The 22,892-nt window shown below is 60.9% G+C and carries 14 protein-coding genes and 9 pseudogenes; 10 read left to right on the top strand and 13 right to left on the bottom strand.

Features of this window, described 5'->3' with window-relative positions:
* Positions 1-114: 114 nt before the first annotated feature.
* From ACW4PC_RS00950 to ACW4PC_RS00960, 3 genes and pseudogenes are all read right to left on the bottom strand, one after another.
* A pseudogene (locus ACW4PC_RS00950) lies at positions 115-3,313 on the bottom strand (efflux RND transporter permease subunit).
* A 232-nt stretch (positions 3,314-3,545) separates the two neighbouring features.
* Positions 3,546-4,735, bottom strand: a pseudogene (locus ACW4PC_RS00955) (efflux RND transporter periplasmic adaptor subunit).
* A gap of 48 nt (positions 4,736-4,783) precedes the next feature.
* Positions 4,784-5,608, bottom strand: a complete 825-nt coding sequence (locus ACW4PC_RS00960; RefSeq protein WP_455872564.1) for an alpha/beta hydrolase fold domain-containing protein — start codon at positions 5,606-5,608, stop codon at positions 4,784-4,786.
* Between the two features lie 165 nt (positions 5,609-5,773).
* On the opposite strand from ACW4PC_RS00960, the gene ACW4PC_RS00965 reads away from it, so the two are divergent.
* Positions 5,774-6,685, top strand: coding sequence for a LysR substrate-binding domain-containing protein (locus tag ACW4PC_RS00965; protein ID WP_455872565.1), 912 nt, complete (start codon positions 5,774-5,776; stop codon positions 6,683-6,685).
* Positions 6,686-6,889: 204 nt separating this feature from the next.
* On the opposite strand, the pseudogene ACW4PC_RS00970 reads toward ACW4PC_RS00965, so the two are convergent.
* Positions 6,890-7,637, bottom strand: a pseudogene (locus ACW4PC_RS00970) (SDR family oxidoreductase).
* A 175-nt stretch (positions 7,638-7,812) separates the two neighbouring features.
* Between ACW4PC_RS00970 and ACW4PC_RS00975 the strand changes: the two are divergent.
* Positions 7,813-8,716: pseudogene (locus tag ACW4PC_RS00975) on the top strand (LysR family transcriptional regulator).
* Positions 8,717-8,767: 51 nt separating this feature from the next.
* The gene (locus tag ACW4PC_RS00980) at positions 8,768-9,355 is read left to right on the top strand and encodes a DNA-3-methyladenine glycosylase (RefSeq protein ID WP_455872566.1); all 588 of its coding nucleotides are present in this window, start codon (positions 8,768-8,770) and stop codon (positions 9,353-9,355) included.
* 211 nt (positions 9,356-9,566) lie between these two features.
* Here ACW4PC_RS00980 and ACW4PC_RS00985 read toward each other — a convergent pair whose 3' ends face one another.
* The 4 genes and pseudogenes from ACW4PC_RS00985 to ACW4PC_RS01000 form a co-directional block, all read right to left on the bottom strand.
* Entirely contained in the window at positions 9,567-9,890 is a 324-nt protein-coding gene (locus tag ACW4PC_RS00985) for a hypothetical protein (RefSeq protein WP_455872567.1), read from the bottom strand.
* Positions 9,887-10,870, bottom strand: a complete 984-nt coding sequence (locus tag ACW4PC_RS00990) for a DHA2 family efflux MFS transporter permease subunit (protein WP_455872587.1) — start codon at positions 10,868-10,870, stop codon at positions 9,887-9,889. Before ACW4PC_RS00990 ends, ACW4PC_RS00985 begins: the two co-directional genes overlap by 4 nt.
* A gap of 15 nt (positions 10,871-10,885) precedes the next feature.
* Positions 10,886-12,095 (bottom strand): annotated as a pseudogene (locus tag ACW4PC_RS00995) (HlyD family secretion protein); the annotation flags it as partial.
* Between the two features lie 9 nt (positions 12,096-12,104).
* Positions 12,105-12,519, bottom strand: a pseudogene (locus ACW4PC_RS01000) (MarR family winged helix-turn-helix transcriptional regulator).
* Between the two features lie 506 nt (positions 12,520-13,025).
* On the opposite strand from ACW4PC_RS01000, the gene ACW4PC_RS01005 reads away from it, so the two are divergent.
* From ACW4PC_RS01005 to ACW4PC_RS01025, 5 genes are all read left to right on the top strand, one after another.
* A complete protein-coding gene (locus tag ACW4PC_RS01005) occupies positions 13,026-13,370 on the top strand; it encodes a biotin/lipoyl-binding protein (RefSeq protein ID WP_455872568.1) in 345 nt (114 codons plus the stop codon).
* Between the two features lie 99 nt (positions 13,371-13,469).
* Positions 13,470-14,204 carry an efflux RND transporter periplasmic adaptor subunit gene (locus ACW4PC_RS01010; RefSeq protein WP_455872569.1) on the top strand — a complete coding sequence of 245 codons (735 nt, stop codon included), beginning with the start codon at positions 13,470-13,472 and terminating at the stop codon, positions 14,202-14,204.
* Positions 14,201-14,479, top strand: a complete 279-nt coding sequence (locus ACW4PC_RS01015) for an efflux RND transporter permease subunit (protein ID WP_455872570.1) — start codon at positions 14,201-14,203, stop codon at positions 14,477-14,479. The genes ACW4PC_RS01010 and ACW4PC_RS01015 overlap by 4 nt, the downstream gene beginning before the upstream one ends.
* 839 nt (positions 14,480-15,318) lie before the next feature.
* The gene (locus ACW4PC_RS01020) at positions 15,319-15,564 is read left to right on the top strand and encodes an efflux RND transporter permease subunit (protein ID WP_455872571.1); all 246 of its coding nucleotides are present in this window, start codon (positions 15,319-15,321) and stop codon (positions 15,562-15,564) included.
* A gap of 2 nt (positions 15,565-15,566) precedes the next feature.
* Positions 15,567-16,277, top strand: a complete 711-nt coding sequence (locus ACW4PC_RS01025; protein ID WP_455872572.1) for a hypothetical protein — start codon at positions 15,567-15,569, stop codon at positions 16,275-16,277.
* A gap of 51 nt (positions 16,278-16,328) precedes the next feature.
* Here the strand turns inward: ACW4PC_RS01025 and ACW4PC_RS01030 are convergent, their stop codons facing one another.
* Positions 16,329-16,748 carry a hypothetical protein gene (locus ACW4PC_RS01030; protein WP_455872573.1) on the bottom strand — a complete coding sequence of 140 codons (420 nt, stop codon included), beginning with the start codon at positions 16,746-16,748 and terminating at the stop codon, positions 16,329-16,331.
* Positions 16,749-16,883: 135 nt separating this feature from the next.
* On the opposite strand from ACW4PC_RS01030, the gene ACW4PC_RS01035 reads away from it, so the two are divergent.
* Entirely contained in the window at positions 16,884-17,399 is a 516-nt protein-coding gene (locus ACW4PC_RS01035) for an efflux RND transporter permease subunit (protein ID WP_455872574.1), read from the top strand.
* 183 nt (positions 17,400-17,582) lie between these two features.
* On the opposite strand, the gene ACW4PC_RS01040 is transcribed toward ACW4PC_RS01035, so the two are convergent.
* From ACW4PC_RS01040 to ACW4PC_RS01055, 4 genes and pseudogenes are all read right to left on the bottom strand, one after another.
* Positions 17,583-18,596: an acyltransferase family protein gene (locus ACW4PC_RS01040; protein WP_455872575.1), complete on the bottom strand. Its 1,014-nt coding sequence runs from the start codon at positions 18,594-18,596 to the stop codon at positions 17,583-17,585.
* Positions 18,597-18,638: 42 nt separating this feature from the next.
* A pseudogene (locus ACW4PC_RS01045) lies at positions 18,639-19,911 on the bottom strand (O-antigen ligase family protein).
* A gap of 11 nt (positions 19,912-19,922) precedes the next feature.
* Positions 19,923-21,146, bottom strand: a complete 1,224-nt coding sequence (locus ACW4PC_RS01050; protein WP_455872588.1) for a polysaccharide biosynthesis/export family protein — start codon at positions 21,144-21,146, stop codon at positions 19,923-19,925.
* A 113-nt stretch (positions 21,147-21,259) separates the two neighbouring features.
* A pseudogene (locus tag ACW4PC_RS01055) lies at positions 21,260-21,937 on the bottom strand (sugar transferase).
* Between the two features lie 766 nt (positions 21,938-22,703).
* Here ACW4PC_RS01055 and ACW4PC_RS01060 point away from each other — a divergent pair.
* Positions 22,704-22,892: pseudogene (locus ACW4PC_RS01060) on the top strand (exopolysaccharide production repressor protein); the annotation flags it as partial.

Consider the following 22,892-nt stretch of genomic DNA (forward strand, 5'->3'; position numbering starts at 1 on the left):
GAGTGGCTCCGTCCATCCGATGTACGTTCATCAAGACATAAACCTGCGACGCCTCCATGCAAATAAAAAAGGCGGGACTGGATGTCCCGCCTCTTGATTTGATGATGTTTTCGCTTACTCCGCTGCGACCCGAATGGCGGCCTCTTCCGACGGCGGACGATTGTCGTTGTGCTGCACCAGCGGACGGTTGCCCGTCAGCTTGCGGAGCAGCACATAAAAGACCGGCGTCATGAAGATGCCGAAGAAAGTCACGCCGATCATGCCGGCAAAGACCGCGACACCCATGGCGGCGCGCATTTCCGCACCAGCACCGGTGGAGACGACCAGCGGCACGACACCCATGATGAAGGCCAAGGAGGTCATCAGGATCGGGCGAAGACGCAGACGGCTTGCCTCGATCGCCGCCTGGACCGGCGTACGGCCTTCGAACTCCAGTTCACGGGCGAATTCGACGATCAGGATCGCGTTCTTCGCCGAGAGACCGACAAGGACCACGAGACCAATCTGCGTGAAGATGTTGTTATCTCCGCCCGTCAGCCAGACGCCCGTCAAGGCGGCCAGCACACCCATTGGCACGATCATGATGATCGCAAGCGGCAGCGTCAGGCTTTCATACTGGGCAGCTAGCACGAGGAAGACGAGGAGCAGCGCCAGCGGGAAGATGATCACGCCGGAATTGCCTGCCAGGATCTGCTGATAGGTCAGATCCGTCCACTCGAAGCTGATGCCCTTCGGCAGCGTCTCGTTGGCGATTTTCTCGATCGCGGCCTGCGCTTGGCCGGAGGAGAAGCCCGGAGCAGGACCGCCGTTGATATCGGCGGAGAGGAAACCGTTATAACGGTTGGTCCGCTCCGGCCCGGTCGTCGCGCTGACCTTCAGCAACGCCGACAGCGGGATCATCTGGCCCGATGCCGAACGAACCTTCAACTGGCCAATGTCGTCCGCCTGGGCGCGGAACTTCGCATCGGCCTGCACCCGGACGCTGTAGGTGCGGCCGAAAGCATTGAAGTCGTTGACATAGAGCGAACCCAGATAGATCTGCAGCGTTTCGAAGACATCGGTCACCGAGACACCGAGCTGTTCGGCCTTCGCGCGATCGAGGTCAGCAAAGAGCTGCGGAACGTTGATCTGGTAAGCAGAGAAGATGCCGGTCAGCTCCGGCGCCTGGTAGGCCTTGGCGATCATTGCCTTGTTGGCCTCGTCGAGCGCCTGGTAGCCGAGACCGGCGCGGTCTTCGAGCTGCATCTTGAAGCCGCCCGTCGTGCCGAGGCCATTGACCGGCGGCGGCGGGAACATGGCGATGAAGGCATCCTGGATCGCCCCGAACTTCTGGTTCAAGGACATGGCGATCGCACCGCCGGAAAGCGCCGGCGACTTGCGCTCGTCAAAATCCTTCAGCGTCACGAAGACGATGCCGGCATTTGAAGAGTTGGTGAAGCCGTTGATCGACAGGCCGGGAAAGGCGATTGCGTGGGCAACGCCGGGCTCAGCCATGGCGATATCGCTCATCCGCTTGATGACGTCTTCGGTCCGGTCAAGACTTGCGGCATCCGGCAGCTGGGCAAAACCGATCAGATATTGCTTGTCCTGTGCCGGCACGAAACCGCCCGGAACGGCATTGAAGAGGCCATAGGTCGCACCAGCCAGCGCCAGGTAGATGACCATGACGATGCTCTTGCGCGACAGCAGGCCGCCAACGCCCTTGCCGTAGGCTTTCGAACCTGCACCAAAAACGCGGTTGAAGCCGCGGAAGAACCAGCCGAAGATGAAGTCCATGCCGCGCGTCAGCCAGTCACGCTTGGCGTGCGTGGCCCTTAAGCAGGAGGGCTGCCAGCGCCGGAGACAGGGTCAGCGAGTTGAAGGCCGAGATAACCGTCGAGATGGCGATCGTCAGCGCGAACTGACGATAGAACTGCCCTGACAGGCCGCTGATGAAGGCGAGCGGCACGAAGACGGCGACGAGCACCAGTGCGATCGCGATGATCGGGCCGGAAACTTCCTTCATGGCCTTGTAGGTCGCATCGCGCGGGCTGAGCCCATTCTCGATGTTGCGCTCGACGTTTTCGACGACGACGATCGCATCATCCACCACGATACCGATCGCCAGCACCAGGCCGAAGAGGCTGAGTGCGTTGATCGAAAAGCCGAAGACGTACATCACCGCAAAAGTACCAATGATCGATACCGGAACGGCGATTAACGGGATGATCGAGGCACGCCACGTCTGCAGGAACAGGATGACGACGAGAACGACAAGAGCGATGGCTTCAAGCAGCGTATCGACGACCTTCTCGATCGACGAACGGACGAATTTCGTCGTGTCATAGACGATCTCGTAGCTGACGCCGTCCGGCATTGCGATCTTCAGCTCGTCCATCGTCTTCTGGACTTCGTCAGAGATGGTGATGGCGTTGGAGCCCGGAGACTGGAAGACCGGGATGGCGACCGCCGGCTTGCCGTCGAGGATCGAGCGCAGCGAATAGTCGGCAGCGCCGAGTTCGATGCGTGCAACGTCGCGAAGGCGGGTGATTTCACCGTTGGCCCCCGACTTGACGATGATGTTGCCGAACTGCTCCGGCGTCTGCAAGCGCCCTTGAGCGTTGACGTTCAGTTGCAGCTCAGTGCCTGGCAGGCTCGGCGAAGCGCCGATCGTGCCGGCAGCGGCCTGAACGTTCTGCTCGCGGATCGCATTGGTGATATCGCTGGCAGCGAGATTATGCTCGGCGGCCTTTTGCGGATCGATCCAGACGCGCATCGAATAGTCGCCCGAACCAAAGACCTGCACCTGGCCCACGCCATCGATGCGCGCCAGGCGGTCCTTGATGTTCAGGACGCCGTAATTGCGCAGATAGGTGATGTCGTAGCGGTTGTCCGGCGAGATCAGGTTGACGACCATCATCAGGTCGGGAGAACTCTTGACGGTGGTGATGCCGATGCTCTTCACCTCCTCCGGCAGGCGAGGTTCGGCCTGCGAAACACGGTTCTGAACCAGCTGCTGCGCCTTATCGGGGTCGGTGCCAAGCTTGAAGGTTACCGTCAGCGTCATGACGCCATCGGAAGTCGCCTGGCTGGACATGTAGAGCATGTCCTCAACGCCGTTGATCTGCTCTTCGAGCGGTGTCGCCACCGTCTGCGCGATGACGTCCGGATTGGCGCCCGGATAGGTGGCACGCACGACGATCGACGGCGGCACGACCTCCGGATATTCGGAAATCGGCAGTGCCCTGAGGCCGATCAGACCGGCTACGAGGATGAGGACCGAAAGCACGCCGGCAAATACCGGGCGGTCCACAAAGAATCTGGAGATGTTCATTTCAAAGCCCTCTCCGGGATGAACTTGGATGCAAAACCCTTCTCAAGCAGTTGGGATGCCGCTGGCGGGTCAAATCATTTCGTTGGTGGCCCGAAGGGCCGAACGACGGGGAGGCTCGGCAGGTGTCGTCTTCGCTTTTGGCCCAGACGTTCGCCCCTTCGTCGCTCACCCCCTCATCCGTCCTGCGGACGTCTTCTCCCCGCCGGGGAGAAGGGGAATTGCTCTGGCGGCCCTACTTGGCCGCCACTTTCTCTTCCATCTGCGGCTCGACCACGGCACCTGGACGGATGCGCTGCAAGCCATTGACGACGATCTTCTCGCCCGGGTTCAGACCGCTTTCGACGACGCGCAGGCCTTCACTTACCGTACCGAGCTGGACCGGCCGATAGCTGACCTTGTTCTCGCCGTCGACGACGAAGACGAACTTCTTGTCCTGGTCGGTGCCGATCGCACGTTCGCTGACGAGAATCGTTATTCTCGGCTTTCGGCTGGCCCATTCGGACGCGAACGAACTGGCCGGGGATCAGCTTGCCGCCCGGATTGTCGAACACGGCGCGGACGCCGATCGTACCGCTTGCAGCATCGACCTGATTGTCGACGAGCTGGAGCTTGCCCTTGATCGGCGTGCCTTCATCAGCAAGCGTGCCGATCTCGACCGGGATCTGTTCGAGGGCGCGGACTGCACTGTCATTGGCCGGAAGCTGCGACAGCGCCTTCGTCACCATCTCTTCGCTGGCGTTGAAGCTCGCATAGATCGGATCGATCGAAACGAGCGTCGTGAGCGCTGGGCGAAGCCGAACCCGCAGCAACAAGGTTGCCGGCGGTGATCTCCAGCTTGCCCACTCGGCCAGAAACCGGAGCCCGGACCTCGGTGTAACCGAGATCGAGCTGAGCCGACTGCAGCGCCGCCTGCGCGGTACGGAGCCCTGCCTGCGCCTCGGTAAAGGCGCTCTGGCGCTGGTCCATATCGCTCTGCGAGATCGTGCGGCTATCCGAAAGCCGGCGGCCACGCTCAAGCTCGATCTGCGCCAGGCTGACCTTGGCCTCGGCGGAGGCAACCTGCCCTTCGGCTTGAGAAACCGCCGCTTGGTAAGGGGCCGGATCGATTGTGAAGAGCAGGTCGCCGGCCTTCACCAGTGCACCTTCGCGGAAGTGGACCGACTGGATGGCGCCCGCAACGCGGGAGCGTAGCTGAACTCGGTCGACCGCTTCGAGACGGCCGGAGAACTCTTCCCAGGTCGTCACATCACGGCTTGCGACGACGGAAACCGTCACCGGCACAGCGGGAGCTTGTGCGGGGGCGGAAGCGGCCGTAGCAGCCGTGCCCATCGGCAATTCAAAAACGATGGCGGCTGCTGAAACAGACGCAACAAGCCCTATGCCAGCGCCCGCCAGGGCCCAGCGCTTCTTTCTGGACGTCATTGGTACTCTCCTTACGGCCTTATACGGCCGACGATAATCAGTTCGTTTTCAATGCAATTGGTGTTGAACGCTTAACTCCTGAACGAAACTTCTGAACTGGCGGCTGACGTTCTCCTGCCAGTTCGAGGTGCCGTCCGTTTTCCCGCCGTAAATAGATGGCCAGCCTGTCCCGGCGGGGAGGATATGCTGGCGGACCTCGACGCCTGCCGCTTTGAGGCGGGCGGCATAACCGACGGTCTCGTCGCGCAGAGGGTCGTCCTCCGCCGTGAAAATCAGCGCCGGCGCAACGCCGGCAATGCGCGAACAGAGACAGGGCGCCGCATAGGGGTGGCAGCCCCCGCCGCTGAGATAATGGCTCCATCCTTCCGTCCAGCGCTGGCGCATGCCGATGCCGTCAGCCTCGCGGATGGAGGAGGTGCCCATGAACGGATCGAGGAGCGGCGAAATCAGGATCTGGCCGTCGAGCGCGTCGGCATAGTGATCGCGTGCCTTCAGCGCTACACCCGCCGCAATATTGCCGCCAGCCTCTTCGCCAGCGATCAGAAGCAGCGAGTTGCGATCGCCAATGCCGGAGGCGCGCTTGTTGGCAAGATAGGAAAAAAGGGAATAGCCGACTTCCAGCGGCTTTGGAAAGACGTTGCCGAGCGGCGCGTTGTAGTCAGGGATCGCAACAATCGCACCGGCTTTCGCCATGCTCTCAGCAATCGCACTTTCCTTGATGCCGGCCTGAATGCCCGATTCCAGGAAGGCGCCGCCGTGAAAGAACAGAACGATCGGCGCCCCCTTACCGAACTCGGCGCCTTGATAGACGCGCGCGGAAACGGGGCCGATACCCACCTTCTCCAGCACCATGTCTTTCACCTGCACCGTCATCGGTCCGGCTTTCGCTCAATCGAAGATAACGCGTGGTAAGCACCTACAGCTTGCCATTCTGATAAAAAAGATATTGTTATTCACATCGCGGAATAAGAAGCTGTATTATGATTACACTGTTCCGATTTTCGAATAATATCGCAGTGCAAACTGTGGAGATCTCCGATGGACCAGCTCTCGGCAATGCGCGCCTTCATACGCGTCGTTGAGACGGGCAACTTTACACGGGCGGCCGACACGCTCGCAATGCCCAAAGCGACAATCACCAATCTCATCCAGGGCTTGGAAGCGCATCTGCGCACCAAGCTTCTCAACCGTACGACGCGGCGCGTCATGGTGACGACGGACGGCGCACTATATTACGAACGCGCCTCGCAGATCGTTTCCGAACTGGAAGAGCTCGACGGCAGTCTTTCCAACTCCCAAAGCCTTCCAAGCGGCCGCTTACGCGTTGAAATGGCGGGCGCTTTTGCCGACACCATCGTCGTGCCCGCACTCTGCGATTTCTACCTGAAATATCCCGATATCCGTATTGATCTCGGTGTCAGCGACCGCACTGTGGACTACCTTGCGGAAAACGTCGACTGCGCCCTTCGTGCCGGCACCCTCGCCGATCAATCGTTGATCGCACGACGTGTATCCGAAATCGAAATGGTCACCTGCGCATCGCCCCGCTACATCGAGAAATTCGGCATGCCCGCGCACCCGCAAGAGCTCGAAAGCAGCCATTACGGCATCAGCTATTTCCGCGCACAGACCGGCCGCACGATCCCGTTCGAATTCAAGAATGGCAACGAAGCGATCGAGGTAAACCCGAGATATATCGTCTCGGTGAATGACGGCAGAACCTTCATGAGCGCCCTCACCACCGGCCTCGGCGTCGGCCAGACGCTCCGCTTCATGGCGCGCAGCGCGCTTGCAAGAGGCGAACTCGTCCAGGTTCTGCCGGAATGGAAGCGCGATCCGCTGCCTCTCTACGTCGTCTACCCGCCGAACCGGCACCTGAGCAACAAGGTACGCGTTTTTGTGGACTGGATGGTCAAGCTGCTTGCCGACGCCAAGCTCAACGACGCTTGAAATGGAAGCGGCCCGGAAGGCAGAAAAACCTTCCGGGCCGCGATCGGCTCAACTTCGAATATCGAGCCCGCCGCATCACCAGGGAAAATGATGCGGCGGGCTTTTGGAGGTTTGGCGCCGGAACGGGGGATTTCCGTTGGCCCCTTACCAAGGAATATAATTGCATCCGGACCGAATGTAAGGCGCAACTTCGCGCATCACCGTTCAGAAAAACGGAACAATGCCGCCACTGAGCCGCGAACAATGCCATGGAATTAGACCATGCCGCCATTGGCGCGCAGGACCTGTCCGTTGATCCAGGCAGCCGTCCGGACCAGCGAGGAACGCAACGGCAGCGGCGATGTCTTGCGGCCTACCGAGGCGTTCGAGCGGGTTCATCTTCGCCATGCGGGCGACGAGTTCGTCTGACTTGCCGTTGAGGAAGAGATCGGTGGCGGTCGGGCCGGGAGCGACCGCGTTGACGGTGATGTTGCGGCCGCGCATTTCCTTCGACATGATCGCCGTCAACGTTTCCACCGCCGCCTTGGTGGCGGCATAGACGCCGTAGGTTTCGAGCTTCACGCCGACGACACTGGTCGAGAGGTTGATGATCGCGGCCGCCGTTGCGCAGGCGCTTACGCGGCTTCCCGAAGCGTGTTGAATGTGCCCTTCAGGTTGACGGCTGACCTGGCGGTCGAAGTTGGCATCGTCGGCATCGGCGAGCGAAGACAGCATCATGATGCCGGCATTGTTGACGAGCACATCGATGCCGCCGAAGGCGGTCTCGCGCAGCATCGAACATGCGGCGCACCGCTTCGGGATCGGCTGACATCGGCCTTGCGCCGTCAGCGCCCTGCCGCCGGCCTGCTCGATCTTGCTGGGCCAGTTCTTCGGCGGGAGCGGCATTGCCGGAATAGTTGATGACGACGGTAAAACCGTCCTTGGCGAGACGTTCGGCGATGGCGGCACCGATGCCGCGGGATGCGCCTGTGACTAGCGCGACCTTGGCTTGTCATTGCTGGCCATTTTCCTTCTCCTTCAGTTCCTTGCGCCGCAGCGCGTTTCGATGAGGAGAAGATGATACTTTCCATGATGCGGATAATCATGCATTCTTCGGCATCACTATCCGACAAATGCGAACAAATACCATGGACCGATTTGATGCCATGCGGGTCTTTTGCCGCGTCGTGGAACGCCGTAGCTTCACGCTCGCCGCCGAGGATACGGCCCTGCCCCGCTCGACGGTGACCGATGCCGTCAAGCAGTTGGAAGCGCGCCTCGGCGTGCAACTGCTGCCAGCGCACCACCCGCCATGTCAGCCCGACGCTCGACGGCGAGGCCTATTACCAGCGCTGCCTTTCGATCCTCGCCGACATCGAGGAGGCCGAAGGTGCCTTTGTCGGCGCCAAACCGAAGGGCATGTTGCGGGTCGATGTGCACGGTACGCTTGCCCGGCATTTCGTGCTGCCGAGCCTGCCATCCTTCCTGGAGACGTATCCGGATATCGAATTCTACATGAGCGAAGGCGATCGTCTGGTCGATCTCGTCCGCGAAGGCATCGATTGCGTGTTGCGCGTCGGCGTGCCGCAGGATAGCGACATGATCGCCCGTCGCGTGGCCACGCTGGAAGAGATCACCCTCGCCTCACCCGGCTATCTCGAACTCCATGGCATACCGGAACATCCGGACAAGCTCGACGGCCACCGCATGGTCGGGTTCCGGTCCAGCGCGACGGGCGGGCTGCTGCCGCTCGAATTCGTCATCGACGGGCAGGTCCGCAAAATGTCGATCCCAGCCATCGTCTCGGTCAATGCGGCCGAGAGCCTCCATGCGGCAGCACGCTGCGGCCTGGGCATCATCCAAGTGCCGCGCTACCACGCCGAACGCTACATCGCTTCCGGCGAGCTGGTTCAGATCCTGAAAGACTTCCCGCCGACCGAGACGCCGGTCTCGCTTCTTTATCCGCGCAATCGTCAGCTTTCGCCGCGCGTCCGCGTCTTCATAGACTGGCTGGTGAAGCTCTTTGGGCAACAGCGGGCAAGTTTCGGGTAGTCGCATTTGACGCGCGATGATATCGGCCGGAATCAAACGACGGGAACTTGAATGACGAACACAAGTGCCATTGGAAACGCTCCCTTGACCGGGAGTGACCTTCGAGGCTTCTTCGAGCGCGATGCGATCGCCGTCGCGCGCGATCTCGTCGGCTGCCACCTGCTCGTCAACGATGCGGGCGGGCGCATCACCGAGACGGAGGCCTATTTCCCGCACGACGAGGCCTCGCACAGTTTCCGCGGGCCAACCAGGCGCAACGGCGCGATGTTCGGCCCGCCGGGCAACGTCTATATCTACCGCATCTACGGCATGTACTGGTGCCTGAACTTCGTCTGCACGCCGGGCTCGGCCGTCCTCATCCGCGCGCTGGAGCCGCAAAGCGGTATCGCTGGAATGATCGAGCGCCGCGGCACCGATGTGCTCACCCGGCTCTGCAGCGGTCCCGGCAAGCTCTGCCAGGCGCTCGATATCGATATCGCGATCAACGACCGCCTGCTCGACCGCCCGCCATTTGCGATCTTTCCCTCGGCGCCGGTTGCGATCGCCTCGGGCACGCGGATCGGCATAACGAAGAATGCCGAAGTTCCATGGCGCTTCGGCATTCAGGGCTCGCGATATCTGAGCAAGCCGTTCCGCTGATCACTCCATGACGGCGCTGTGATCCGTTGATGCGGGCGCCGCCTTGGGTTTGCGCAAGATGAGCGCCAGCGGCATCACCGCAAGCGACATCAGCATCAGGAGCTTGAAGTCGTCCATGTAAGCGATGATCGTCGATTGCAGCGTAATGAGCTCGTTGAGCGACGCCCGGCCTGCCGCGGTGAGCGGGCTGAGCGACTGCGCGGCGGCGCCATCAAAGGCCCGGTTGAACGGCGTGACATAGGCCGCGATCGACGCGTGATTGCTCTGCGATATTCTCGGCGATCAGAGCCGGTGACGATCGGCGATGCCGACGCTCGAGCCGATGTTGCGCGACAAGATTGTAGAGGCCGGTGCCGTCGCCGCGCATATGGGCCGGCAGGGTGGCGAAGGCGATGGTCGTCAGCGGCACGAACAGGAAGCCGAGCCCGGCACCCTGGACGAAGCCGACGGAGACGATCGTCCACTGCGAGACGTCCGGCATCCAGCCGGTCATGTCGTACATTGCCCAGGCGGTCAGGCCGAGACCGAAGATCAAGCAGCGCTGCGGGTGTCGACCTTGCCGATCAATCCGGCCGACGATGAACATGCAAAGCCATGGTGCCGATGCCACGCGGCCCCATGACGATGCCGGCCGTGATGACCGGAATAGCCCGTGAGCGTCTGCAAATAGGGGGTCATCAGGGCAAGCGACGCCAGATAAGTCACGCCGATGACGAAGATGAAGAACATGCTCACGGAGAAGTTGCGGTCGAGGAACAACCGCGGATTGACGAACGAATTCTTCGCAGTGACCGTATGGAAAGATAGAACGAGCTGGCGCAGATCAACGCTTCGATCATGAATCTCGGTGGAGGAGAACCAGTCGAGCTGCTCGCCGCGGTCGAGGAAAAGCTGCAGCGTTGCGATAGCAAGGCTGAGCATGCCGAAGCCGAACCAGTCGAGTTTTGCGCTTACCTGGCGCGTAGTTTCCGAGACGAAGGCCACGATGCCAAAGAATGCCAGCATTCCGATAGGCACGTTGATATAGAATACCCAGCGCCAGCTGATGTTGTCGGTGAGCCAGCCGCCTATGACTGGCCCCAGAACAGGTCCGACCATGACTGAGACGCCGAAAAGCGCCATGGCCTTGCCGCGCTCTTCCACTGCATAGATGTCAAGCAGAATGCCCTGAGACAGGGGAACAAGCGAAGCGCCGAACAGACCCTGCATCAGACGGAAGATGACGATCTGCAGCAGCGATTGTGCAAGGCCGCACAGGACGGACGCGACGACGAAGCCGACGATGGCGGTGAGGAGCACGTTCTTGCGGCCGAACCGAGCGGCGAGGAAGCCAGACGGTGGCGTCATGATCGCCGCGGCGACGATGTAGGAGGTGAGCACCCAGTTGATCTGGTCGGCGCTTGCCGAGACGCTGCCCTGAATGTAGGGCAGGGCCACATTGGCGATCGTCGTATCGAGCGCCTGCATGATCACCGCAAGGATGACGCAGGCCGTTATTGCTCCACGATTGGCAATAACCGGTGCGGCGCCTGGAACTGCGACGGCATGGCCGGTATCGACACCGACAGTCACGCTCATGCCGATGCGCAAGCGGAGGCTTATCCGCCATGTCATCAATGCTGACGAGCATCGGAATGCGCTGGACCACCTTGACCCAGTTCCCTGTGGTGTTCTGCGCCGGAAGCAGCGAGAAACTGGAGCCGGAGGCCGGACTGATGCTGGAAACTTTGCCTTTCCACTCGACACCCGGATAGGTGTCGACGCTGATGGCGACCGGCTGGCCCTCGCGTGACATAGGTGAGTTCGGTTTCTTTCGGGCTCGCGGCGATCCACATGTGGGTCGTGGACACAACGGCTAGAAGGCCTGATTGCGAAGCCTGAAGGTAGGCGCCGACCTGCAGCGCACTCACATTGGTGACGATGCCGTCGAACGGCGCCCTGCACAATGCATGCGATCGAGGTCGCGCTCGGCATTGTCTACCGCCGACTGCGCCTGCAGATAGGAGCGGGTTCTGTTCGACCGGCTGGTTCGGCATCGTCGCCGAGTTGCGCGCAGGGTGGTCGGCGGCTTCCGCCTTGGCGACAGCCACCTTCTGCTGGGCAGCGTCAAGGTCGTGCTTGGCTTCGTCGTAGGCCGCACTGCGTCGCGCTGCCGAACTGTTGACGAGGCTCTGCTGACGGTCGAACTGCGCCTGGATAATACGGGCATGTCGGCCTGCGCCTGCGTGATTTCCGCAAGCGACTGCCGGTAGCTGGCCTTGAGGTTTATCGATCTGGTTGCGCTGGACGCCGAGTTGCGGCCTTTGCGCCGTCGAGCGCGATCCTGAAGCTGTCGGATCTTCAGGCTGAAGAGCACCTGCCCGGCCTTGACCGTTTCGTTCTCGTGAACGTTGATCTGGTCGACGATGCCCGAAACATCCGTCGTCAGGCCGACCATATCCGCCTGGATATAGGCATTGTCGGTCGACATGACCTGGCCGCCATTGACGTAGATAATAGCCGCCGGCGACGAGGGCCACCGGCAGCAAGCGCAAACAGGACGGGGCGGGTGAGGCTGCGCCGGCGGCGGACCTTGTTGCCGCCAGGACGCAGCCACGGCGGCGGCCGGCGCTGAATTGGATGAAGGCGCTTCGGCTACCGTTTCCTGCGGTTTCGGAGACTTCGATCGGATTCTTCGTCTATCGGTCGGCTTCTTGGCGTTGGCGTCGGCAACGACGCGGAGGGGGGATTGTTCAGCCATGGTTCGTGCTCATTCCCGGCGGCCGGTGCTGCGGCACGCCTGCACCAGGTTCGTCTTCATCAGCGGATAGGATGTGGAAAGAGCTGTTCGCGCTGCTCGGCGCGAGACGCCGTCGCAGGGCTTCGCGCGCGGGCGGCTGTCGCCGAGCACCGCGCATTTCGTGCAAGCAGCGGGCGACGCCTCGTCGCGCATGTAAAGCAAGCCAGACGCGCCGGTCGGCCGGGTGCTGGCGGCGCTCGATCAAGCCCGCGTTCGGCGAGCTTGCTCGAGAATGCGCACCAGACGTGATCGGCTCGACTTCGAGGATCTCGGCGAGGCCGCCCTGGTGGATACCCTCGTTGTTCGCGAGATAGGCAAGCGTCTGCCATTGCGAGCGGGTCAGCCCAAGGGACTTCGCCCGCTGCTCGAACCGCTTGCGCAGCAGCCGGGCGACGTCGTGGAGAAGGAAACCGAGGGTCGGAGTGGGCGCTCATGAAAGCCTGTGACCAGCTATTTATAAGCGTGCTTATAATATCGGTAGAGTATAGTGAGCATGTGCAACTGCACAAGGGCATCGGCCGGCAGATTTTAGCAGTGGCGGCCAAAATGCCGCAGGGCGCGGTTACGACCGGCTTTCAGAACCAGAAATTTTCGGATTGGAAGCACGTCTGGCAAGAACTCTACAGTCGAAGCCCCTGATCCGGGTCAAATTCTCAAGCTCCCGGCGATTGGCGTTTGCAATTTTTGCCTACTGACGTTTATAGTCCGATTTCATAGAGTTACCGGAGCAGAACGCCTGGCGAGGCCAAGCTGGCACCCCTGCCAACAGGCTGGGTGCGTGACAAGAGCAGCAAGGCGAAGGCGGGAAAGCCGGGTTCGACAGCAGACATAAATCGCATCGTTACCGCATAAGTTTGGCGGCATACCGGCCGCCCAGAATGGGGGATCGTTATGCCTTACTCTCTTCGTAAAGCCCTTGCTCTTACTTACCTTGTCCTTTTTCCCGCAGTCGTCATTGCCCAGGACGCTCCGCCTGCTCCGCCCGTCACGGTTGCAAAGCCCGTTGTTCGCGATGTCGTGGACAGCGACGAGTTCATCGGCCGCTTCGCGGCAGTCGACGAGGTCTCCGTGCGATCGCGCGTCGGCGGCTACCTGCAGGAAGTACATTTCACCGATGGCGCGATGGTCAAGAAAGGCGACTTGCTCTTCGTTATCGATCAGCGCCCTTTTGTTACTGCGTTCAATGAAGCAACCGCTGCGCTTGAGAGTCGCGAAATCGACACTGATCTACGCTGAAGCGCAGCTTCAAACGCGCAAAATCACTCGCCACCAGCGGCAGCCAGTCGGTTTCGACGCTCGATGACCGGCGCCGCGAGTGGGTTTCCGCTCAGGCCAATGTCCGCGGCGCCCAGGCAACGGCAGACCGGGCCACGCTCGATCTCGACATATACGAGGATTACCGCCCCGATCAGCGGCCGCATCGACCGGCGGCGGCTGATCTCGGCCGGCAACCTTGTGCAAGCCGACCAGTCGGTGCTGACGACGATCGTTTCGCTCGATCCGATCGACTTCTATTTCGACGTCGACGAGCGCCGGCTGTTGAACTTCGCGCAGACGGCGCGTGCGCGCGGCAGCGACCTTCAGCAGGGCGGCGGCGGTCTTGAGGTGCAGGTCCGCATCACGGATGCAAACGAAAAGCCGTTCACAGGCAAGCTCGATTTCGCCGAAAACCGGGTCGACAGCCAGACCGGCACGATGCGGGTCCGCGCCCGCTTCGACAACCCGGGCTTCGTGCTCCAGCCGGGCCTTTTCGGCCGTGTGCAGGTGGAGGCGTCCAACGTCTACAAAGCCATTTTGGTGCCGGACGAGGCTATCGGCACCGACCAGAACCAGCGCGTCGTTTATGTCGTCGGCGAAGACGGCACGGTTTCCACCAAGCCCGTGCGCCCCGGCCCGCGGCTTTACGGCTACCGCGCCATCCGAGAAGGCATGGACGGCAAGGAAACCATCGTCATCAACGGTTTGATGCGGGCTCGCCCCGGAGCCAAGATCACGCCGCAGATGACCGAGCTGCCGCAGAGCCGCGAGGACATCCCGCCGGAAGCCGCAGGCATGGAGTTCGCGCAATGAGGTTCGCGCATTTCTTCGTCGACCGGCCGATCTTCGCGTCCGTCCTCTCCATAGTTCTGCTCATTCTCGGCGGCCTCGCCTATTTCCAGTTGCCGGTGGCGCAGTTTCCCGAAATAGCACCGCCCACCATCGTCGTGCGCACCAACTATCCCGGCGCAGACGCCCAGACGGTCGCCGACACGGTCGCAACGCCGATCGAGCAGGAAATCAACGGCGTCGAGAACATGCTCTACATGATCCGCCTACTCGACCGACGACGGGTCGATCGTCGCTGACAATCGACCTTCAAGCTCGGCACCGATCTCGGATACGGCGCAGGTTCTCGGTCGCAGAACCGGGTCGCGATCGCCGAACCGCGCATGCCCGATGAGGTGCGCCGACTCGGGGTCACGACGCGCGAAGAGTTCACCCGACCTGATGATGGTCGTGCATACCCTGTCGTCCGAACAAGCCGCTACGATCAGCTTTACGTCTCAAACTACGCCCGCAGCCGCATCCGCGATGTGCCTGGTGCGTCTCGACGGCGTCGGAGACCTGCACCATCTTCGGCGAGCCGCGAATATGCCCTTCGCATCTGGCTCGATCCGCAACAGCGCTGGCGCGCTCGATAGCATGACCCCGAACGATGTTGTGGCTGCGCTTGCGGCGAACAAAACGTGCAGGTTGTCGGGTGGCTCGATCGGCGGGCCGCCGCGCTTCGACGGCAGCAACGCATTCCAACTACACCGTCGACGACGCAGGGACAGGTTCTCCGATGCGCAAGGCAGTTCCGCTACGTCATTGTGAACAGCGACAGATGCCGACGGCCGCCTCGTACAGCGTGTCAGGACATCGCCCGCATCGAGCTTGGCGCCAAGGACTATACGTCACCAACAGCTACCTCGACGGGCAAGCCGGCGGTGGCGCTCGGCGATCTTCTCAGCGTCCGGGTACGAACGCGCTCGCTACCGCACAGCCGAAATCAAGGCCGAACATGGCAACAGCATCGCCAAGGACTTTCCCCCAGGGCCTGGCTTATCGACATCGTCTACAATCCGACCGAGTTCATTTCCGAGTCGATCGATCAGAGGTGCTACAAGACCATTGTTCGAAGCGGCCGTGCTGGTCGTCAATCGTGGTGCTGGTCTTTCTTGCAGATCTTGGCGCACGGCGATCATCCCGATGCGTCGCGATCCCGGTGTCGCTGATCGGCACTTTCGCTTGTCCTGCTCGCCTTCGGCTTCTCAGCCTCAACATGCTGACGCTCTTCGGGCTCGTGCTCGCTATCGGCATCGTGGTAGACGATGCGATCGTCGTCGTCGAGAACGTCGAGCGAAACCTGGCGCAAGGGCATGAGCGCCGAGGGAAGCGGCGCATGTGACCATGGACGAAGTGTCGGAACGGCGGTCATCGCGATCGTCCCTGGTACTCATGCGCCGTGTTCGTCCCGACAACCTTCATCACCAGGCATGTACCGGCGCAGTTCTACCGGCAGTTTGCGGTGACGATCTCGGTCGCAACGGTCAATCTCGCGCGGTCAACTCGTTGACATTGTCGCCAGCGCATCGCTGCGCTCGTGCTGCAGGCCGCATGAAGAACATGCGAAGAAGACGCGAAATCCGGTTGACGGCGACTGCGGCCGCCGCGCCGCGCGAACGGCTTCAATCGCGGCTTTCGACCGAAGCTGAGCAACGGCTACTGCGCGGCTCACCGTCCGGCCGGCGCGCGCGTCCGAAGAAGACCGCCCTGATCACCTGTGGCGCTGCTGGTATCTGCCGGGACCGCTGGGATCGACTGTTACATGGGTCGATCGTCCCGAGCGGCTTCATCCCGGCGCATGGACCAGGGCTATGCTCTCGTCGTCCGCCAAGCTGCCCGCAGGGCGCCTCGGTCGAACCGCACCGATGCGCGTGCGTGCAGCAGGTCGGCGGGCCGCGTGCATGCCGCATCACGCCCGGCGTCCTCGGACGCGGTGATGCATTCGCGGGCTTCGAGCGGCGCCGCCGTCAGACGCTACGCGTCCGAATCAAGGCCGCCGTCTTCGCTTCCCGCTCGACATCCTTCGAGGACACAGGCGGGAAGCTCGGCGTCTGATTGCGCCGGCCGGATCATCGAGTCAGGCGCGTGCCAAACACCTGCCGAGCATCACCGGAGGCGCAGATCGTCATTGCCATCCCGCCGCCGCTCGGTCCAGGGGTATCGGCAATTCGGCGGGCGGCTACCGGATGATGCAGCTGATGGATCGCGGCGGGAAGCGGCGACATGCGGCGGGCTCTGCGCCCGTGCCGAGCAGATCTGATCGGGTACCGCCAACCAGACGCCCGGGTCTGACGCGAGCGTCTTCACGTCCTTCGACCCGATCGAGCCCGCGCGTTTATTGCCGATATCGACCGCGGCAAAGGCGACGCATGCTGGACGTCCCGACCCGAGCGTGTGTTCGATAGCGCTCTGCAGGTCTATCTGGGCACGGCGTATCGTCAACGACTTCAACGCTGCTCGGCCGGGCCTATCAGCGTCGCGGGCGCAGGCCGATGCAGCCCTATCCGCCTCGAGCGTGGCCGACATCGCTTGACCCTGCGGACGCGTCCGGTTCGGCGACGGGCGCGCTCGTGCCGTTCGGGAACCCTCATCGAAGTCCAGGACCGGAGCGGTCCGGCGCTTGTCACAGCGCTACAACCTGTATGCCTCGGTACGCGATCGATGGCGACATCCGGCGGCGGGTGTCGTCGACCGGGCGCCGCCGCTCGACGAGCGATGGAGAAGCTCGCGGGTTCGAACTGCTGCCCGCGGGATACGGCACTTCGAACTGGACCGGGCATCGCCTTCCAGCAGAAGCGCGGCACCGGCGAACACGGCCGGTATCGTCTTCGCGCTCGCGGTGGTCTTCGTCTTCCTGGTGCTCGTCGGCGCAATATGAAAGCCTGGGTGCTGCCGCTTGCGATCATCCTGATCGTGCCGATCGCGCCTGCTTGCGGCGATGCTCGGGCGTGCATCTTGCGCGGGATGGACAACAACATCCTGACCCAGATCGGCCTCATCGTGCTGATCGGCCTTGCGGCAAAGAACGCGATCCTGATCGTCGAATTCGCCAAGGCAGGCCGAGGAAGAGGACGGTCAGACGCCGGTCGAGGCGGCGGTCGAGGCCGCGCGCATCTGCGCCTGCGCCCGATCCTGATGACCAGCATTCGCCTTCATCCTCGGCGTGCGTGCCGCTGATGATCGCGAGCGGGGCCGGGCGCGGAGCTGCGCCAGGCGCTCGGCACCGCGGTCTTCTTCGGGCATGCTCGGCGTTACGATCGTTCGGCCTGATCTTCACCCCTGACCTTCTACGTCGTGCTGCGCGCGCGCCGCCGCAAAGTCGCGCCGAAAGGGCAACCGGTCGAAGAAACAGCTTGATCTTTACGAAGGGCGCTGCTCAAGCGGGCGGCGGTTGGGTGCTTCGTTGGACAGGAGCTTGCGCAGCGGCTTCTCGACCATCTCATAGGCCGCAATCCCGAGCAACGTTCCACCAAAAATGGCCGCAACGACGGCAACGCCGCCCGGAATTCCGAGGATTCCTGCAGCCTTGATGGCAACCGATACCGCAAGCGTATGCCACAGATAGATGGAATAGGATGCATCACCGAGATAGGTCAGCAGCGGCACGCGGCCGATGCTGCCGTCGGCCTCCAGCGAGACCATGCCGAACACCAGCGCCATCGCCAGCGGTCCGCATATGAATTCGTCGAACCCGGCACCCATCAGGTGAATCGCCGCAAAACCGCAGAGTGCGGCGCCGACGCAGCCAAGCCCGAGACTATTGCCGGCGGTCCAGCGCCGCAACCACAGTTCGGCAATGAAGACGCCGCCGAGGAACTCCAGGATCATTGGCCGCGTATAGGTGGCGAGCATCGGCGAAGACGGCTTCCAGATCAGGCCGGCCACGAAGAAGAAGCCGAACGCAACGGAGAGGAAAGGCAGCCGCCATTGGCGCGGCAGGAACAAGGCGCCGGCAAATAGGACATAGAAGAACATCTCGAAATTGAGCGTCCAGCCCTGGACCAGGATCGGCCAAATCTCGCCGGTGCTCGGCGAGTGCACAGGAACAAAGACGAACGAGGCCAGGACGTGGCCTGCGTCGAGCTGCAGGTTCGGAAACAATCCTGCCATCGCTCCACCGATCATGATGAGCGTCACCAGCCAGTATGAGGGTGCGATGCGGCGGATGCGGTCAACAAGGAAGCGATGCGGCGTCAGCGGCTTGCGGTCGCTAATCACCCACATGATGAAGCCGCTGATGACGAAGAAGACGTCGACGCCGGCAGCGCGGATCGTGAAGTGCCCGCCACTTCTTTCTGCCGCATGGAAAACGACGACGGCCAGTGCCGCAAAGGCACGCAAATATTGGATCCCGTAAAGGGGGTCTTCATGCATATCCTCGGTTGCTCCGCTTCTTTGCGGCGTACGTGAAAAAAATCAGGAACGAACAGGCTTAGCAGATTGGTAATGGTGCAGGCCGGCCATCGCCGAGCGCTGGCGCGCGCCGACAAGCTTGCCTGCGGAAAAAATAAAGAAGGAAGGAACCGACGTTATAGGGCGTCAAAACGTCGATCTCCACGAAAGAACGGATCAGAAGCAGCACGGTGATGCCGAAAAGGAAATAGGATTCATCATTGCGCACATCCTCGATCAGCCGGCGCAGATGCCCCCAAAGCGTCGCGATGAACGTAACAGCAAGGATGAGCACGCCGATCAGACCGAGTTCCACGGCCGTCTCGATGTAGGTATTGTGAAAATGGAAACCGGCTCGCGAGGCGATGAAGAATTCCTTCCATAGCCGCTCAGGCTCTGCGAAGCCCTGAACCCAATAAGCCTGATAGCCGATGCCGATGGCCGGGTTCTGCGCCGCAGCCTCAATACCCTGTTGCCAGAGATAGGTGCGGCCCGTCAGGGTCGAATCCTTGCCGAAGATGCCCAAGACCGCGTCGACAGCGCCTAAATAGACGCCCCCACCACCCCCACCAGGATGACAGCCGCGACGCCGCCGCCGACCACCAGCAGCTTGCGTTGTTGCGGCGACAGCATGAGCACGACGCGAAACCCTATCAACAGGGCAACGATCGCCGCCGTCGTGATGACCGAGGTGGCGGATTGCGAGGCAAGCAGGCGATAGGCCGCCATAAGGCCAACCGTGCCCGACGTCATCATCCAGAAACGGCGCTCGCCGTAAATGAAGACGGCGGCAAAGGCGAAGATGATGCCCAGGGACGCATAAAAAGCCGAGCTGGTTCTTCGACGCGAAGGCGCCAACGAAACTGTAGGTCCCGTCCAGAACGTCATATTCGTAGTAGCCGAAGAGGATCGAAAAAAGCAGCACGACCGCCGCGCCTGCCACGACCCCGAGCGTCAGGGTCCGGACATCAAGCACGCGCACGGCAATCAGCGCGCAGATCACCTGCGTCAGATACTGGATGCTCGCCCTCAGCGACACGCTCGGCACGGCGGACCAGAAGACGGAGAGGAAGGCGAAAACGGCGAAGGCGAACAGCCAGATGAAGCGGCTGTAGCTGCCGAGCACCTTGCGATAATTGACGGCGACGAGCGGCAGCCACAAGGCATAGTAAAACAGGATCGCCACCTGCCCGAAGCGGATCGAGTAAGCAAAGCAGAAGAGAGAAAGCGCAACCGCCGGAATGGCGTAAAGCTCGTTCTCACCTGGCTTTATCAGCACCGATTTGGCGATCCGCATGCGGGTCTCCGCTATCTCATCGCAACCCCGGCCGTGACCCTGATCAGGTCGCCCGGTTGCAATGTGCTATTTTCCGTGGCCGGAACTTCCTTCTGCTGGCCGTCAACCTCACGCACGATGGAATAGCTGATGCTGGCGGCATTCTGAGGGTCGAAACGCGCGGCATCGTTCGATTGCGCCAATGCTTCCGACATCAGCGCATCGCTGGTGGAAATCTTCAGGTTGAGCGTGTCGAGTTCGGATTCGGTGTCCTGCAGTTCCTGCGACAGCTTGGCGTCCCAGTCGTTGCGCAGGGTGATCTCGTCCTGATTGGCCTGGCTGATGTCCTGCTTGGCCTTCAAGATGTTGGTATCGATATCGAGAAGGGTAGCCTCGGTATCAGCGGCGCGCTGTTCGGCGGCCATTTTTCGGGCGCTGAGCGCAAGGCCCTTCTCGGCCAGGTTTTCGACCTTGTCGTCCTGCTTGGCAAGCTCGAGCTGGCGCGTCTGTGTCTCGGTCTTCTTGCCGAGAGATTCGATTTCGGCCTGCAACAGCGATTTCAGGTCGTCGAGCGCCTGAAGCTGCAGCGTGAGCCGCTTCTTACGCGTGTTCATCAACGCCATTTCGCTGGCGAGCAGGGCTTTTGCCTCGGGCAGCTCCTTGAGCTCCTGCGGCATTTCGATCGTATCGCTCTTGGAGGTTTCCGCCTGCAGCCGCGCCTTGCGGGCAATGAGCCGGTTGCGCTCCGTCGTATAGACGACGGCGTCGCCCTTGGCGTTTATGAAATCGCGGGCAAAGCGCTGGCCGGCATCAGCCCGCCGCAGGCCGCCAGCGATGCTGACGGCCTTCACGACTGTCAAATTGGGTGCGAAGGGATACTCGCCGGGGTTTTCCACATCGCCGGTCAGAAAGCCGCCGAACTGAGCAAGTTCGACGGACGCCGACGGCCGGTCCTTGAGGCCGAACTGCTTCTGCAGCGCGACGCCGATTTCCTTGGCGATTGCATCCGTCGTCTTTCCGGAGGCCGGGAGGTCGCCGACGAACGGCAGTGAGAGACTGCCTGAGGGGCCGATCGTGTAATCGCCGCTCACCACTGACCAGTCGCGGATCGCGCCTTCCGCCGTTTGCCATTCGGCAACGCGGATGCGCAGCTTGTCCATGGTGCCGAGCTGGTAGTCGGCAGCCCGGGCGAAGCCGGAGCCCGGATACGAATATGCTAAGCCCCGCAACGAAAGCGAGGCCGTGCATAAAGGAATTTCCAAGCAGGTTGCCGCGCGACAGGATTTCTCTCATTCAGTCTTCCTCGTAGATCGGCACGGCAAGCCAAAAGCAGTACCGTACGTTACTTGGCGTATATGGAAGCGGCTTGTCAGTAGCTACCACGCTGCATGCAGACGGCGGGGATCGTCTGTGCAATAGTATTCACATCGCGGATAAGCGACCAGTTTTCGACGTAGTGGGTGTCGAAAGCCACGCGGGCAGCATAGGACACGTCGTTGCGGCCGCTGATCTGCCAAAGTCCGGTAAGACCCGGACGCGCCTGTAATCATGACGGGCCAAAACTCGTAGAGTTCCAGTTCATCAAGAACGACGGGCCGCGGCCCGACAACGCTCATTTCGCCGCGAAGGATGTTGATGAGCTGTGGCAGTTCATCAAGGCTGAGCTTGCGAAGCCCTTCCCGACCGTGGTGACCCGCGGATCGTCTTGCAGTTTTCGCGTTGCACGCCATTCTTCCATCGCCTTTGGATTGTTGCGCAGGTGCTCCTGCAGGACCTTGTCGCCGTTGACGACCATGGTCCGGAACTTCAGGCAACGGAACTCCTGGCCGTTGTGGCCGATACGGCGATGCCCATAAAAAGCCGGCCCCTTGTCGGAGAGCTTTACAAGCAGCATCACCATCAAAAAAATCGGGCTCAGGAAAAGGAGCCCGAGCGAGGCAGCCGTGATATCGAATGCCCGCTTCATGATCCCGCCAGTCGGCGGAAACACATTCGCATGAACCACGCCAAAAAATGGCGTACTGTCCGATCTCGTCGCAGACTTCATAGAGTTAACTCCACTTATGTTTGCCGTTTGGTCGGTAAGCCCAGGCCGCTAAGCTAGCGCTGACGAATGAGGAGTGTATGGGCGGAATTTGTTTTTTTAAGCCACAATTTCATGGCGATTGTGTAACGGCCCGTTTCCGACGTGTCTTTATCACATTTCTTTTTTAAGGGTTCTCTAAACTACATATGCAAAGCATGCAATGTTTTTGAATAAACTCTGTGCGGCGCACTAAAGGTCTTGGTGTTTACACATCGCGAAAAAGATTGAAGAATAAATCTTTCTACGCCTTCGGGTGACATTTGGCTAAGCCATGCGGGCACTGCAGAGAGTAGGTCAACTATATTGTCTTATCGCGGAATTTATTGCATCGCACCATCAATTTTGCGCTGCACACTCAAATCGATTTAGATGAAAACTTTGTAATAAAAGTTGAACGCATTTGGCTTTCATGCGTTCGTTGGGTCGGCAAATGTGACGCAAAGTTCCACGTGCAATGTCATAATTAGTACAACCTGAAGTAAAATCGACACATTTGCACCCGAATCCCCGTCACGGCATTCCTTAACGAGGCTTCGTCGATTTTACCCAAAGCCGGAAGGAAACCTTAAACCGAATACTGTAGATAAACAGACGACGGATGAAAAAGAATGCCCTCGTTCGGTTGAAACAAAAGGCCTTCTAAAATATATAAATAAAGGGACCTTAGGGAGGGACGCCCGATTCAATGACTGTTCATTGAACGAACCTCCCCAAGGGAGGCACGGTTATGTATGCACCTCGCGTTTTCGTAAGCATGATCGGCGCTTTGGCCGTTTTTGCGGTTGCGACTTATTTGGCTGAACGGCTCACTGACAACGACACTGATAGACACGGTGATCTGTGCCGTTCTACTACAGTTGGGCTATTTCGGCGGCGTCCTGTTCCTCGTGTGGAAGGAAGCAAAGGCGCGCAACAC

This window comes from Rhizobium yanglingense (assembly GCF_977109285.1).